The organism is Actinacidiphila bryophytorum (assembly GCF_016916835.1).
GTDB lineage: Bacteria > Actinomycetota > Actinomycetes > Streptomycetales > Streptomycetaceae > Actinacidiphila > Actinacidiphila bryophytorum.
This window is the reverse complement of the sequence record NZ_JAFFIX010000005.1, coordinates 227,573-241,551: the sequence shown is the minus strand read 5'-3', so window position 1 is coordinate 241,551 and position 13,979 is coordinate 227,573. Positions and strand designations below refer to the sequence as shown.

The window sequence follows — 13,979 nt, the reverse complement described above, 5'->3', positions numbered from 1 at the left end:
GGCAGGTGACCGCTCCCCTGACTCCCCACGACCACTCGTCCCACCTGCCCCCCTACCCGGGCTCAGGGGCGTCGGGACCGGACCAGGGCGAGGACCGCACCAAGGCGGTGCTCTCCGAGGTCCGCCGCGGCGCGCTCGTCGCACTCCTGGTCACCGTCTGCGGTGTCGGCCTCGGCCTGCTCTGGCTGTGGCTGTCCCCCCGGGTGCCGCTGGTCTCCGACGGCCGGGCGGTCTACCTCAAGGACACCGAGGGGGAGGAGGCGATCGGCGGCGACGGCACGTTCGCGCTCATCGCCGCGGGGCTCGGCATCCTGACCGCCGCCACGGTCTTCTGGCGCTACCGGCGCGGCGGGATCGGCGTCGTCCTCGGCCTCGCGGCCGGCGGTGTCCTCGCCTCCCTCGTCGGCTGGCGCCTCGGCGTCTGGCTCGGCCCCGACACCGACATCGTGGCCCACGCCACCGCGGTCGGCCCGAAGGTCGTCTTCGACGCCCCGCTCGAACTCCGGGCCAAGTCCGCGCTTGTCGCGTGGCCGATCGCGGCCATGGTCGTCCACCTCGTGCTGACCTCGGCCTTCGGCCCCCGGGAACCTGATGCCCCGGGTGCCAAGTCCGCCTACCCGGCATGGACCCCTCCCGCCGCGCCCCCGCCCACCCCGTCGGCGCCCCCGCCGCCACCCCACGACGAATAGCCCCTCCGGGGGCGGGTTCGCTCCCGCCCTGGGCCGGCCTTCCGCCGGGCGGCAAGCGTTTTCAGGGGCGCGGGCCTGCATCCGGTCTGCGGCTGCCGCCGCGCGGGCGCGCAACCCACCGCCGGCCGGTGGTCCGGCACGGACCGAAGAGCCCCTTCGGGCCGGTGACGACCCGCGCGCCCGGTGGGGGCTTGTCGCGCCGTTCCCCGCGCCCCTGAGGGGTGCCCTCTGTGACGGAGGGCGAGCGTTTTTCAGGGGCGCGGGGAACTGCGCGCTCAGCCCTCCACCGGCCGGGGGGCCGGGGGGCCGGGGCGGGGAGTCCCCTTGGGGCGGCGGCGACCCGCGCCCCGGGTGTCCCGGCCCTGTCGCAGAGGGCAAGCGAAGAGGGGCGCGGGGAACTGTGGGAGCAGCTGCTCACCGGGCGGCGAGGGGGCTAGGCCGTGTTTTGGAAGTAGCGCCGTCCGCCCACAGGGCGGGCCCCGCGGCGTCCGGTGCGTGCGATCGCAAGGCGGAGGGTCGTCCTCGTAGTGGGCCTGCTCGGACGACTCCGACAACGCAGCGAGCGTGCGTGCCAGGCGTCGCGGGGCAGGCGGGACTTCCACAACACGGCCTAAGGGCGGGCAATGCCCGCCACGGTGGCGGAGGTCAGGGATTGGAGGGCGAGCGGGGGCAGCTCGACCTCCAGGCCGCGTTTGCCGGCGGAGACGAAGACCGTCGGGAAGGCCGCCGCCGAGGCGTCGAGGACGGTGGGGAGGGCGCGCCGCTGGCCCAGCGGCGAGATGCCGCCGCGTACGTACCCGGTGGCCCGTTCCGCGTCGGCCGGGTCGGCCATGACCGCCCGCTTGCCGCCGACCGCCGCGGCCAGCGCCTTGAGGTCGAGCGACCCGGCGACGGGGACGACCGCGACGGTGAGGGCGCCGTCGACCTCGGCGACCAAGGTCTTGAAGACGCGCTCGGGACCCGTCCCGAGCGCGGCCGCGGCCTCGTCGCCGTACGACAGCCCCGACGCGGGGTCGTGCACGTACGCGTGCACGGTGAAGGGGACGCCCGCCTTCTCCAGGGCGACGGTCGCCGGAGTCCCCCCGGCGGAGCCGTTCTTCTTCTTCGCCACGTCAGTCAGTTCGCACTGATCGGCTGGCTGGTCAGGTCGACCGCCGGCAGCGACGGCAGCTTCTCGATGACCGCCGTCTCGCGGCGCAGCAGCCGCAGTTCCGCGGTGAGCCGGGCCGCGCTGTCGGGCTCTTCGAGCAGCGCCTGCTTGACCGGGGTCTCGGCGATGAGCGCGGCGGCGACCAGGTAGGACAGCACGGTGGGGTCGTCGGGGAACTCCTGGCCGGGCGCCAGTGTGCGCTCCCGCGCGCCCGCCAGCCGCTTCTGATAGGTGCCGAAGACCCGCGTCACCTCGGAGGCCAGCGCGCCGGCGCCGCCGCCGGGGTCCTCCTGGACCTCCTCGACCTCCGCGGTCAGATACGGCCCTTCCGTGTCGATCGAGAGCAGCTTGAAGCGGAGCAGCCCGGTGGCGACGAGTTCGTAGCTGCCGTCGTCGCGGGCGGCGATGCCCGTGGCGTCGGCGATGCAGCCGACGCCGTACAGGGCGCCGAGCGGGTCGTCGCCCAGGCCCGCGGCGGCTCCTTCCGCCCGGCCTTCCTGGCCGGTCGGTGCGACCTCCTGGCCGTTCTTGATCGCGACCACGCCGAACCGCCGCGGGGCGTCTTCCGGGAGGGCGAGCAGATCCGCGACCAGGGCGCGGTAGCGCTCTTCGAAGACGTTCAGCGGGAGCACGAGGCCGGGGAAGAGGGTGGCACCCAGGGGGAAGAGCGGAATCCGATCGGTCACAGTCAGCCAGCGTAAGGCCTCCCGCCTCGGGGGTCTCCGACTTCCCCCGCCCCTGCGTGATTGCCACGTGCAGTGGCGTCGCGGCTTTCCCGCCGTCCGGGCCGGGCGGGCAGTTCCCCGCGTCCCTGAAGAAGCTCACCCTCTGCCGGGAGGACACCCCCAGGGGGAAGGTACCGGGACGGGCGGACGGGGCAGCTCGGGGAGGTCAGGAGCCCCTGCGCAGCAGGCGTGTGGCGCCGGCCGCGGCCGTGGTGGCGAGCATCCAGCCGAGGAGGGTGAGGAGCGAGGCGACCCACTGGGCCAGGCCCGTCTCGCGCCACGCGTTGTCCTGGCCCAGGTCGATGACCGGGAGCAGCAGGTCGAGGGCGTAGAGGGCCGGGCTCCAGTGCGGCCGGTAACCGCCCGCGTCCGCCGCGGGAGGCGTGTGGTGCAGGGCGAAGTAGACCGCGCCGAGCGCCCAGAGCACCGCCATCCAGACCGCGGCCCGCCCGGGCCGGTAGCCGTAGCCGACGGTGATGTCCTGGAGCCAGCCCCACACCCGCCCCGCGGCGGTGAGCGACTCGCGGCGCCGCCGCTGCCGGGCGAGCAGCACCTCGCGGGCGGCGGCGTCCTCGCCCGCGGCCCGCAGCGCCGCCGCGAGCCGCTCGTACGGCTCCGGGCGGAACTCGGGGGTGGCCGCCTGGAGCCAGGCCAGCCGGTCACGCAGCGGGAACTCGGCGAGCGGTGTGAGGGTGTCGTAGCTGAAACCGGTCATCCGCAGCCGCCCGGCCGACGGCCACGCCCCGGCCGCGTCGGTGAGTTTGCCGATGCGCGCCCCGGACAGCACGACCATGCCCTCGGGCGCCCGCGGCACGGTGAAGCACAGTTCCGGCGCCTGGACGCGCCGCAGTGAGACCTGCTGCTCGTCCTGGAGCAGGAAGCGCGCCCTGCTGATGATGACCGCGTTGCCGAACCGCCCGTCGTCGAGCCGCAGCCCGCCGTGGCAGGTGAAGTCCCGTACGGTGACGCCCTCGGGGGGCGGCGCTGAGCTGCTGCCCGCGGCCATCGCGTTCCACCCGCCGGACAGGTACAGGGTGTGCTCGACGGTGATGCGGGCCGCATTGAGCGCCTGCCGTCCGCCGGGGTTGCGCAGGGTGGCGCCGCGGAGGCTGAGCCGCCCGCCGACCCGTGCGCTGCGCAGGCTGAACTCCCCGGTGACGTCGATGAGCTCGGCGTCCACGTCCTGTCCGACGGTGAGCCCGTCGGCGGCGAAGGCCTGGGCGGCGCGACCGCGCCGCACGGTGATCTGGTTGAGCAGGAGGTCGGTGCCTATCTGCGCGTCGGCCATCCGTATCCCGCCGGTGACCAGGCACTGCGGCAGGTGCAGGTCGCCGCCGACCTGGAGCCTGGCCGCGTCGATCCTGGGCATGCGGCAGCGCACCATGCGCATGCTGCCGACCCGGCACTCCTGCAGCATCAGCGGCTCGTCGAAGCAGCAGTCGTCGAGCTGCACGTAGGGGGCCACGGTGCCGCCGGAGAGCATCAGGCGCCCGGTGATGCGCACCCCGGCGAGTTTGAGCGCGGTGACCCGGCCGGGCACCGGGGGCGGCCCGTCGAGCAGCAGTTCCGCGACGGCCTGGGCGCGTACCGTGCGCTCGGCGCCCCACTCGGGACCTGTCGGGGGTGCCCCCGTGCGCAGCCACGGGGGAGGGTCGTCCCGGTCGGCGTGCCCGGTGCGCAGATCGCAGGTGCGGCCCTCCCTGAAGGCCCGCCACATGCGCTGTTCCACCGGCGTCCAGTCCTGCGGCGGTGCCCCGTCCGGCGCCTCGGCCACGTGATTCCCCTCCCCGTCGTCGCGCGGCACACCGTAGCGGGTCGCGGCGACAGCGGCGTATCGGTGCGGCTCCGGGCCGCGTATCACGGACTGGAACCTTGGAACGCCGGACAAACCCGGGTCTCTACACTTGGCAGGGTGATCTCCCGAATCGATCTGCGTGGCGCCGCCTTCCCCGAGGGCGGTATCGACCGCGACCTGCTGCCCCGTGCCGACTTCGACGTGGAGGCCGCCCTGGAGGCGGTGCGGCCGATCTGCGAGGACGTGCGCCATCGGGGCTCGGTGGCGGTGCTCGACCACGGGGAGCGCTTCGACGGGGTGCGCCCGGCCTCGTTGCGGGTGCCGCAGGAGGCGCTGACCACGGCGCTGGCCGAGCTGGACCCCGCGGTCAGGGCGGCGCTGGAGGAGTCGGTGCGCCGGGCCAGGATCGTGCACCGCGAGCAGCGGCGTACGGACGTCACCACGCAGGTGGTGCCGGGCGGCACGGTCACCGAGCGCTGGGTGCCGGTCGAGCGGGTCGGGCTGTACGTGCCCGGCGGGCTCGCCGCCTACGCGTCCTCCGTTGTGATGAACGTGGTGCCCGCGCAGGAGGCGGGCGTCGAGGGCATCGCGGTGGCCTCGCCCGCGCAGAAGGAGACCGGCGGCCTGCCCGCCCCGGCGATCCTCGCCGCGTGTGCCCTGCTGGGCGTGACCGAGGTGTACGCGGCCGGCGGCGCCCAGGCGGTCGCGATGTTCGCCTACGGCACCGAGGACTGCCGCCCGGTGAACCTGGTCACAGGCCCCGGCAACATCTACGTCGCCGCCGCCAAGCGGCTGCTCAAGGGCCGGGTCGGCATCGACGCCGAGGCCGGGCCGACCGAGATCGCGATCCTCGCCGACGACAGCGCGGACCCCGCCTTCGTCGCCGCCGACCTGATCAGCCAGGCCGAGCACGACACGCTCGCCGCGGCGGTCCTGGTCACCACCTCGCCGGAGCTGGCCGACGCGGTCGACAAGGAGCTGGACGTCCAGGTCGCCGCCGCCAAGCACCGCGAGCGCATCACCGCGGCCCTGTCCGGCCGCCAGTCCGCGACCGTGCTGGTCGACACCCTCGACCAGGGCCTGGCCGTGGTCGACGCCTACGCGGCCGAGCACCTGGAGATCCAGACCGAGGACGCCGCCGCGGTCGCCGCCCGGGTGCGCAATGCCGGCGCCGTCTTCGTCGGCCCGCACGCCCCGGTCTCGCTCGGCGACTACTGCGCCGGCTCCAACCACGTGCTGCCCACCGGCGGCTGCGCCTGCCACTCCTCGGGCCTTTCCGTGCAGTCCTTCCTGCGCGGCATCCACGTCGTGGACTACTCCCGCGACGCGCTCGCGGAGGTCGCCCCGCACGTGGTGACGCTGGCGAACGCCGAGGACCTGCCCGCGCACGGCGAGGCGGTACGCGTAAGGTTCGGTGGCGCCCGGTGACCCGCATCGACGACCTGCCCATCCGGGACGAGCTGCGCGGCCACTCGCCTTACGGCGCCCCGCAGCTGGACGTGCCGGTGCGGCTGAACACCAACGAGAACCCCTACCCGCTGCCGGAGGCCCTGGTCGCCAGGATCGCCGAGCGGGTCGCCGAGGCCGCCCGCGGCCTGAACCGCTACCCCGACCGGGACGCGGTCGAGCTGCGCACCGCGCTCGCGGCGTACCTGACCAGGACCGCGGGCCACCCGGTGGGCCTGGCGCAGGTGTGGGCGGCGAACGGCTCCAACGAGATCATCCAGCAGCTGCTGCAGACCTTCGGCGGCCCCGGCCGCAGCGCGATCGGCTTCGAGCCGTCGTACTCGATGCACGCGCTGATCTCCCGCGGCACCGGCACCGGCTGGATCTCCGGGCCGCGCAATCCCGACTTCACCATCGACGTGTCGGCGGCCGTACGGGAGATCGCCGAGCGGCGCCCCGAGGTGGTCTTCGTCTGCTCGCCCAACAACCCGACCGGCACCGCGGTCGCCGCCGAGACGGTCCTCGCGCTGTACGAGGCCGCGCAGGCCGCGCGCCCCTCGCTGGTCGTGGTGGACGAGGCCTACGGCGAGTTCTCCCACCAGCCGTCGCTGCTGCCGCTCGTCGAGGGCCGCCCCCACCTGGTGCTGACCCGCACCATGTCCAAGGCCTTCGGCGCGGCCGGGCTGCGGCTGGGCTACCTGGCCGCCGACCCCGCCGTGGTCGACGCGGTGCAGCTGGTCCGGCTGCCCTACCACCTGTCGGCGGTCACCCAGGCGACCGCGCTGGCCGCGCTGGAGTACACCGACACGCTGCTCGGCTACGTCGACCAGCTCAAGGCCGAGCGGGACCGGGTGGTCGACGGGCTGCGCGCCACCGGCTACGACGTGGTCGACTCCGACGGCAACTTCGTGCAGTTCGGCCGGTTCGCCGACAGCCACGCCGCCTGGGAGGCGGTGCTCGCCCACGGCGTGCTGGTACGGGACAACGGTGTGCCCGGCTGGCTGCGGGTCTCGGTCGGCACCCCCGCGGAGAACGACGCGTTCCTGGACGCGGCGCGAGCCGTCTTCAAGGACCACAGCACAACCGAGGAGCAGGTATGACCCGCGTGGGCCGCGTCGAGCGCACCACCAAGGAGACGTCCGTCGTGGTCGAGATCGACCTCGACGGCACCGGGCAGGTGTCGGTGTCCACCGGCGTCGGCTTCTACGACCACATGCTCGACCAGCTCGGCAGGCACGGGCTCTTCGACCTGTCGGTGAAGACCGAGGGCGACCTGCACATCGACACCCACCACACCATCGAGGACACCGCGCTCGCCCTGGGCGCGGCGTTCAAGCAGGCGCTCGGCGACAAGGTCGGCATCTACCGCTTCGGCAACTGCACGGTCCCGCTGGACGAGTCGCTGGCCCAGGTCACCGTGGACCTCTCGGGCCGCCCCTACCTGGTGCACACCGAGCCCGAGCACATGGCGCCGATGATCGGCAGCTACGACACCACGATGACCCGGCACATCCTGGAGTCCTTCGTGGCCCAGGCCCAGATCGCCCTGCACGTGCACGTGCCGTACGGCCGCAACGCGCACCACATCGTGGAGTGCCAGTTCAAGGCGCTGGCCAGGGCACTGCGCTACGCCAGCGAGCGCGACCCGCGCGCCGCCGGGATCTTGCCGTCGACGAAGGGCGCATTGTGAGCGACGCACGCAAGGCCACTCGGCCGCAGACAGAACGCGGCGCCAGCTGTCGCCGCGCGGGCGGAGAACGGGGCACCGCCCATGCGGTAGCTCTGGGGGAGAACGGAAAGATGCTGTGAACAAGGGATCGACCCTCTTCATCCTGCTGGGGCTGTTCCTGGCGGGTGGGGTGTACTCGTTCTGGCAGCAGAAGCAGTCCAGGTCGCTGATCGCACTGCTGGCCATCGGATCGGCGATGTCGCTGGTCGCCGGCCTGCTCAACCTGTAGGGGGCCGGGATGGGCAAGAGCGTCGTCGTCCTCGACTACGGATTCGGCAACGTCAGGTCGGCCGAGCGCGCCCTCGCGCACGTCGGCGCCGACGTCGAGATCACCGCCGACTTCGACCGGGCGATGCAGGCCGACGGCCTGCTCGTGCCCGGCGTCGGCGCCTTCGCCGCGTGCATGGCCGGGCTCACGGCGGTGCGCGGCGACTGGATCGTCGGGCGCCGGCTGGCCGGCGGGCGGCCGGTCATGGGGATCTGCGTCGGCATGCAGATCCTCTTCGCGCGCGGCATCGAACACGGTGTGCAGACCGACGGCCTGGACGAGTGGCCCGGCACGGTGGAGCCGCTCCAGGCGCCCGTCGTCCCGCACATGGGCTGGAACACGGTCAAGGCGGCCGAGGGCTCCGCGCTCTTCGCCGGCACCGCCGAGGACGCCCGCTTCTACTTCGTGCACTCCTACGCCGTCCGCAGCTGGGACCTGGAGACGCAGAGCGACCGCATCGCCGGTCCCAAGGTCAGCTGGACCACCCACGGCGAGCCCTTCGTGGCCGCGGTGGAGAACGGCCCGCTGTGGGCCACCCAGTTCCACCCCGAGAAGTCGGGCGAGGCCGGCGCCCTGCTGCTCGCCAACTGGCTCGGCACCCTGTGACCTGCCGGCCACCGACGACCCACACCACCCGCGAGGACGCACCCCGATGACCAAGCTCGAACTGCTCCCCGCCGTCGACGTCCGCGACGGCCAGGCCGTACGCCTCGTGCACGGCGAGTCCGGCTCCGAGACGTCGTACGGCGACCCGCTCGCCGCGGCCCTCGCCTGGCAGGGCGCGGGCGCCGAGTGGCTGCACCTGGTGGACCTCGACGCGGCCTTCGGCACCGGCGACAACCGGGCGCGTATCGCCGAGGTGGCCCGCACCATGGACATCAAGGTCGAGCTGTCCGGCGGCATCCGCGACGACGACACGCTCGCCGCGGCCCTGGCCACCGGCTGCACCCGCGTCAACCTGGGCACGGCCGCGCTGGAGACCCCCGAGTGGGTCGCCAAGGTCATCGCCGAGCACGGCGACCGGATCGCGGTCGGCCTGGACGTGCGCGGCACCACGCTGCGCGGCCGCGGCTGGACCCGCGACGGCGGCGACCTCTACGAGACGCTGGCCCGCCTGGACTCCGAGGGCTGCGCGCGCTACGTCGTCACCGACATCGCCAAGGACGGCACCCTGCAGGGGCCCAACCTGGAGCTGCTGGCGAACGTGTGCGCCGCGACCGACCGCCCGGTCGTCGCGTCCGGCGGTGTGTCCAGCCTTGACGACCTGCGTGCCATCGCGTCTCTTGTTCCGCAGGGCGTGGAGGGCGCGATCGTGGGCAAGGCCCTCTACGCGAAGGCGTTCACGCTCGAAGAGGCCTTGGAGGCAGTGTCACGATGACCGCAGACCCCGCAGTACGGCGTGAGCAGTCCGACAGTCCGCTGGAGGAGACCATCGGCTTCGCCCGGGCCGTCGCCGCGGGGGACAGGGTGCTGGTGTCCGGCACCATGCCGCTGGTCGACGGCGCGGTGCGGGGCGAGGGCAGCCCGTACGAGCAGACGCTGCTGGCCTTCGGCAACGCGCTGGCCGCGCTCGAACCGTTCGGGCTGGGGCCTGACAGCGTCATCCGCACCCGGATGTACCTGAGCCATGCACGCGACGCCGACGACGTGGGCCGCGCCCACCGCGAGCTGTTCGACGCGGTCAGGCCCGCCGCGACGATGGTCGTGGTGGCCGGCTTCACCGACTCCCGGGTGCTGGTCGAAGTCGAGATCGAAGCTTTCCGCGCTGATGGAGGAGTTACCGAATGACCCTGGCGGTGCGCGTCATCCCCTGCCTGGACGTGGACGGCGGGCGGGTCGTCAAGGGCGTCAACTTCCAGAACCTGCGCGACGCGGGCGACCCGGTCGAGATGGCCAGGCTCTACGACGCCGAGGGCGCCGACGAGTTGACCTTCCTGGACATCACCGCCTCCTCCGGCGACCGCGAGACCACCTACGACGTGGTGCGCCGCACCGCCGAGCAGGTCTTCATCCCGCTCACCGTCGGCGGCGGGGTGCGCAGCGCCGACGACGTCGACAAGCTGCTGCGGGCCGGCGCCGACAAGGTCGGCGTCAACACCGCGGCCATCGCCCGCCCCGAGCTGATCCGGGAGATCGCCGAGCGCTTCGGGCGGCAGGTGCTCGTGCTGTCGGTGGACGCGCGGCGGGCCGCCTCGGGCGAGGGCTTCGAGGTCACCACGCACGGCGGCCGGCGCGGCACCGGCATGGACGCCGTCGAGTGGGCCGAGCGGGCCGCGGAGCTGGGCGCCGGCGAGATCCTGCTCAACTCGATGGACGCGGACGGCACCAAGGACGGCTACGACACCGAGATGATCGCCGCGGTGCGCGCCCGGGTGTCGGTGCCGGTGATCGCCTCCGGCGGCGCCGGGCGGCTCGCCGACTTCGCCCCGGCCGTCGCCGCGGGCGCGGACGCGGTGCTCGCGGCGTCCGTCTTCCACTTCGGCGACCTGCGCATCCCCGAGGTCAAGTCAGCGCTGCGCTCGGCGGGGCACCCGGTCCGCTGAGGGCCTGAGGGCGGACAGGCCCTAGACCACCCGCGTACAGAGCAGCACCGCCAGGTCGGGGGCCAGCGGGACCTCGACCGTGCGCAGCGCCGGGTGGTCGAGCCAGTGCAGCCGGGCCGTGTCGGGGGCGCCCGCGTGGACGGGCGGCGCACCCCTGGCCGGGGTGAAGTCGTCGATGACCAGGACGCCGCCGGGGCGCAGCAGGGCGACCGGGTCCGCGGCCGGGCCGTCCCCCTTGCCCTGGCCGCCGCCGTCGAGGACCAGCAGGTCGAAGGGGCCGTCGTCGGCTATCGCCGTCCAGTCCGCGTGCCGCACGGTCACCCAGCGGGACAGCCCGGTGAAGAGGCCGGCCGCCGCCTCGGCCCTGGCGGCGTCCCGCTCGACGCTCACCGCAGTCGCACCGTCCCGCATGCCGGACACCAGCCAGGCCAGGCCCACCCCGCAGCCGGTGCCGGTCTCGCCGATGCGCTCGGCGCCCGCGGCCAGCGCGTGCAGCAGGCGGCCCTGCTCCGGGCGGCAGGAGTAGGGGAAGTCCAGCAGGGTCGCGGTGCGGGCGGCGAGCTCCACCAGGGGCGGCAGGTCACCGGGGCCGCTCAGATGTGCACGGGTGCCGTCGACAGACATGCCGGCCATCCTGCCGGGACGGCAGGGGTGGACGGGGGCGATCAGGTGAGAAAGAAAATTTGTGCAACAGATGTTGTGCAAATTTCTTTGTGTACCTAGCCTGGGTGCTGTGACCGACCACGACCGCTCCCAGCGCATCACCGACCTCGACGCCCTGAAGGTCTTCACCCACCCCTTGCGCATCCGCCTCTACCGCGCCCTGTTCACCGCACGCACCGCCACCGCCTCCCACCTGGCCGACCAGGTGGACGAAGCGGTCTCGCTGGTCAGCTACCACCTGCGGAAGATGGCCGCGCACGGCTTCATCGTCGAGGCGCCCGAGCACAGCACCGACGGCAGGGAGCGCTGGTGGAAGATCTCCGCCGAGCGCGGGTTCACCTTCCGCAACGCCGACTTCGACGAGGAGCCCGAGGGCGCCGCCGTCATCGCCCGCGTCACCCGGCAGCTGCTCGCCACCCGGGCCGAGCGCTACCAGCAGTATCTGGACGAGCAGTCCGCCTGGCCCCGCGAGTGGACCAACGCCGCCTTCTCCTCCGAGTACATGCCGCTGCTCAACGCGGCGGAACTGCAGCAGATGGCCGAGGAGATCGGCGAGCTGATGCAGCGCTGGACCGACCGCGGCCGGGCCGCGGAGGACGCCGGCGACACCGCGGGCCGCGAGCACGTGGCCGTGCAGATGTACGGATTCCCCTTCCGCCCCTGACCCGAGGAGGCCGGCCCATGTCGGCGACCGCTGCCACCGGGGCCGCCGCAGGCCGGCCCGCCTACCGCGACAGCAACGTCCTGCGCTGGCTCACCGCCTACATCGCCTCGATGCTCGGCGACTCCGTCTACTTCGTCGCCCTCGGGTTCGCCGCCGCCAAGGTCGCGCCGCCCGCGCAGGTCGGCCTGGTCATGGCGGCGGGCGCGGTGCCGCGCGCCGTCCTCATGCTCGGCGGGGGAGTGGTCGCCGACCGCTTCGGCCCGCGGCTGGTCGTCATCGGCAGCGACACCGTGCGCTGCGGGCTGATCCTCGCCGCCGCGGCCGCGCTCGCCCTCGCGTCGCCCGGGCTGTGGCTGCTCGTCGCCCTCGCCCTGGTGTTCGGCGTCGTGGACGCGCTGTTCATGCCCGCGGTCGGCGCGCTGCCGCCCCGTATCACCACCCCCGACCAGCTCGTACGTCTGCAGGGCCTGCGCGCCATGGCGATCCGCGTCGGCACGGTGGTGGGGCCGCCCGCCGGCGGCCTGGCCATGGGCATCGGCGGGGCCGCAGCCGCCTTCGCCGTGGCCGGGCTGCTCTTCGCGACCTCCGTGCCGCTGCTGGTCGGCACCCGGATCACCCCGCAGCCCCCCGCCGAACGCGCCCCCGCCGCACAGGAACTGCGCGACGGGCTGCGCTACATCCGGCGGCACCGGATCGTCGGACCGCTGGTCCTGTCCGGCGCCATGTGCGAACTCGGCCTCGTCGGGCCGCTCAACGTCGGCATGGTCCTGCTCTGCGACCAGCGCGGGTGGGGCGCCGCCGGATACGGGTGGGTCATCGCCGCGTTCGGTGCCGGCTCGGGAGCCAGCGCCGTACTGCTCGCCGTACGCGGCGGCATACCGCGGGCCGGGGCGGTGCAGATCACCACGCTGCTCCTCGGCTCCGCCGCGGTCGGCTTCATCGGGGTCGCGCCCGTGCTGGGCGCCGCCGTCGCGGTGGCCTTCCTGGCCGGGCTCATCTGCGGCATCTGCGGCGGGCTCGCGACGTCACTCATCCAGAGCGCCACCGATCCGGCCTACCTCGGCCGGGTCACCTCCGTCATGAGCCTCACGGGCTTCGGCCTCGCCCCGCTGGCCTACCCCCTCGTCGCCTCCTGCGTCGGTGCGTACGGCGCTTCCCCTGTTTTCCTGGTGAGCGCCGCCTTCTCCGCCCTGGGCGGTGCCCTCACCGCCTTCCGCCCATCCATCCGCCACGCCGAACTCCCCTGACCCGGGGGGCGAAGGTGATTGCCACTTGCTGTGGCGTTGCTTTCTTTCCGCCCGTCCGGGCTGGGCGCGCAGTTCCCCGCGCCCCTGATGGCTTGCCCTCTGCGCAGGAGGGTGAGCGTTTTTCAGGGGCGCGGGGAACTGCGCGCCCAGCCACGACGCGCCGAAAGGTGCAAGCCCACCGCAGGTGGCAGTGACCTGTGCACGCCCCCCACCGGGGGAAAGGCGACCGGCCCACCGCAAGGGGCAGCCCCCCAGGGGCGCGGGGAACGGCGCGCCCCATCACCCACGCACCGGGAGGTGCAAGCTCACCGTAGGTGGCAATCACCCAGGGGCGCGGGGAACGGCGCGGGCAACCGCATGACGGGGGGAGGTCTCGGGGAAAGGGGTCCGGGCAGCCCGGGGAGTCACATACCGAGCCGGGCCGCTTGGGCCGAGGCCACAGCGGCCTTGTCACCTTCGGTGACGACGTCGGCGGACGACTGCCGCCCGAATGCGTAGAGCGCGAGTTCCGCCGGCTCGCCGGTGACCGTGACGACCGGCGAGCCCCGGTGGGCGACGACGGTCTGGCCGTCGGGCCGGCGCAGGACGAGGCCGACGGGCGAGCGCCGCCCGAGCAGGCGCGCGGCCCGCTCGAGGCGCGACCAGAGCGCGTCGGCGAAGACCGGGTCGATCTCCCGCGGCGTCCACTCCGGCTGCGCCCGCCGCACATCCTCGGTGTGCACGTAGAACTCCACCGTGTTCGACGCCTCGTCGAACTGCTTGAGCGCGAAGGGCGACAGGCGCGGCGGCCCGGTCCTGATCAGCCGGATCAGTTCCTCGTACGGCCGCCGCGCGTACTCGCCGCGTACCCGTTCCAGGCGGTCCGCGAGCTGCGGGACGACCAGCCCCGCGGCCGCGTCACCGCGGCGCTCGCGTACCACGACGTGCGCGGCCAGGTCCCGGGCGGTCCAGCCCTCGCACAGGGTCGGCGCGTCGGGGCCGACGCTTTCGAGGAGGTCGGCGAGGAGCAGACGTTCACGCTGCGCATGGGTCGTCATGACGCCAGGTTAGCTTCACGGCG

At 73.8% G+C, this 13,979-nt stretch carries 16 protein-coding genes; 11 read left to right on the top strand and 5 right to left on the bottom strand.

Annotated elements, in window-relative coordinates; all coding sequences use genetic code 11:
• The first annotated feature begins 5 nt into the window (after positions 1-5).
• The gene (locus JT723_RS10310; RefSeq protein ID WP_205044220.1) at positions 6-689 is read left to right on the top strand and encodes an ABC transporter permease; all 684 of its coding nucleotides are present in this window, start codon (positions 6-8) and stop codon (positions 687-689) included.
• Between the two features lie 610 nt (positions 690-1,299).
• On the opposite strand, the gene ybaK is transcribed toward JT723_RS10310, so the two are convergent.
• From ybaK to JT723_RS10295, 3 genes are all read right to left on the bottom strand, one after another.
• Positions 1,300-1,800, bottom strand: a complete 501-nt coding sequence (ybaK, locus tag JT723_RS10305) for a Cys-tRNA(Pro) deacylase (RefSeq protein WP_205044219.1) — start codon at positions 1,798-1,800, stop codon at positions 1,300-1,302.
• Positions 1,801-1,805: 5 nt separating this feature from the next.
• Positions 1,806-2,525, bottom strand: coding sequence for an LON peptidase substrate-binding domain-containing protein (locus JT723_RS10300; RefSeq protein WP_205044218.1), 720 nt, complete (start codon positions 2,523-2,525; stop codon positions 1,806-1,808).
• A gap of 205 nt (positions 2,526-2,730) precedes the next feature.
• The gene (locus tag JT723_RS10295; RefSeq protein WP_372441269.1) at positions 2,731-4,338 is read right to left on the bottom strand and encodes an oxidoreductase; all 1,608 of its coding nucleotides are present in this window, start codon (positions 4,336-4,338) and stop codon (positions 2,731-2,733) included.
• 138 nt (positions 4,339-4,476) lie between these two features.
• Between JT723_RS10295 and hisD the strand changes: the two genes are divergently transcribed.
• The 8 genes from hisD (at position 4,477) to hisF (ending at position 10,345) form a co-directional block, all read left to right on the top strand.
• Positions 4,477-5,787: a histidinol dehydrogenase gene (hisD, locus tag JT723_RS10290; RefSeq protein ID WP_205044217.1), complete on the top strand. Its 1,311-nt coding sequence runs from the start codon at positions 4,477-4,479 to the stop codon at positions 5,785-5,787.
• A complete protein-coding gene (locus JT723_RS10285; RefSeq protein WP_205044216.1) occupies positions 5,784-6,905 on the top strand; it encodes a histidinol-phosphate transaminase in 1,122 nt (373 codons plus the stop codon). The genes hisD and JT723_RS10285 overlap by 4 nt, the downstream gene beginning before the upstream one ends.
• The gene (hisB, locus tag JT723_RS10280; protein ID WP_205044215.1) at positions 6,902-7,495 is read left to right on the top strand and encodes an imidazoleglycerol-phosphate dehydratase HisB; all 594 of its coding nucleotides are present in this window, start codon (positions 6,902-6,904) and stop codon (positions 7,493-7,495) included. Before JT723_RS10285 ends, hisB begins: the two co-directional genes overlap by 4 nt.
• A 115-nt stretch (positions 7,496-7,610) precedes the next feature.
• Positions 7,611-7,763: a CG2302 family histidine operon protein gene (locus JT723_RS10275; protein WP_205044214.1), complete on the top strand. Its 153-nt coding sequence runs from the start codon at positions 7,611-7,613 to the stop codon at positions 7,761-7,763.
• A 9-nt stretch (positions 7,764-7,772) separates the two neighbouring features.
• On the top strand, positions 7,773-8,408 hold the full coding sequence (gene hisH / locus JT723_RS10270; protein WP_205044213.1) for an imidazole glycerol phosphate synthase subunit HisH: 636 nt from the start codon (positions 7,773-7,775) through the stop codon (positions 8,406-8,408).
• A gap of 46 nt (positions 8,409-8,454) precedes the next feature.
• Positions 8,455-9,180 carry a bifunctional 1-(5-phosphoribosyl)-5-((5-phosphoribosylamino)methylideneamino)imidazole-4-carboxamide isomerase/phosphoribosylanthranilate isomerase PriA gene (gene priA, locus JT723_RS10265; protein WP_205044212.1) on the top strand — a complete coding sequence of 242 codons (726 nt, stop codon included), beginning with the start codon at positions 8,455-8,457 and terminating at the stop codon, positions 9,178-9,180.
• Positions 9,177-9,590, top strand: coding sequence for a Rid family hydrolase (locus JT723_RS10260; RefSeq protein WP_205044211.1), 414 nt, complete (start codon positions 9,177-9,179; stop codon positions 9,588-9,590). Before priA ends, JT723_RS10260 begins: the two co-directional genes overlap by 4 nt.
• Entirely contained in the window at positions 9,587-10,345 is a 759-nt protein-coding gene (hisF, locus tag JT723_RS10255; RefSeq protein WP_205044210.1) for an imidazole glycerol phosphate synthase subunit HisF, read from the top strand. The genes JT723_RS10260 and hisF overlap by 4 nt, the downstream gene beginning before the upstream one ends.
• Positions 10,346-10,366: 21 nt before the next feature.
• Here the strand turns inward: hisF and JT723_RS10250 are convergent, their stop codons facing one another.
• Complete coding sequence (locus tag JT723_RS10250; RefSeq protein WP_205044209.1) at positions 10,367-10,969, bottom strand: O-methyltransferase; 603 nt, start codon at positions 10,967-10,969, stop codon at positions 10,367-10,369.
• A 109-nt stretch (positions 10,970-11,078) separates the two neighbouring features.
• Here JT723_RS10250 and JT723_RS10245 point away from each other — a divergent pair, with 109 nt between their 5' ends.
• The gene (locus JT723_RS10245; protein WP_251512845.1) at positions 11,079-11,672 is read left to right on the top strand and encodes a winged helix-turn-helix domain-containing protein; all 594 of its coding nucleotides are present in this window, start codon (positions 11,079-11,081) and stop codon (positions 11,670-11,672) included.
• Positions 11,673-11,689: 17 nt separating this feature from the next.
• A complete protein-coding gene (locus JT723_RS10240) occupies positions 11,690-12,919 on the top strand; it encodes an MFS transporter (protein WP_205044208.1) in 1,230 nt (409 codons plus the stop codon).
• Between the two features lie 404 nt (positions 12,920-13,323).
• Here JT723_RS10240 and JT723_RS10235 read toward each other — a convergent pair whose 3' ends face one another.
• The gene (locus tag JT723_RS10235; protein ID WP_205044207.1) at positions 13,324-13,956 is read right to left on the bottom strand and encodes a TIGR03085 family metal-binding protein; all 633 of its coding nucleotides are present in this window, start codon (positions 13,954-13,956) and stop codon (positions 13,324-13,326) included.
• Positions 13,957-13,979 lie beyond the last annotated feature (23 nt).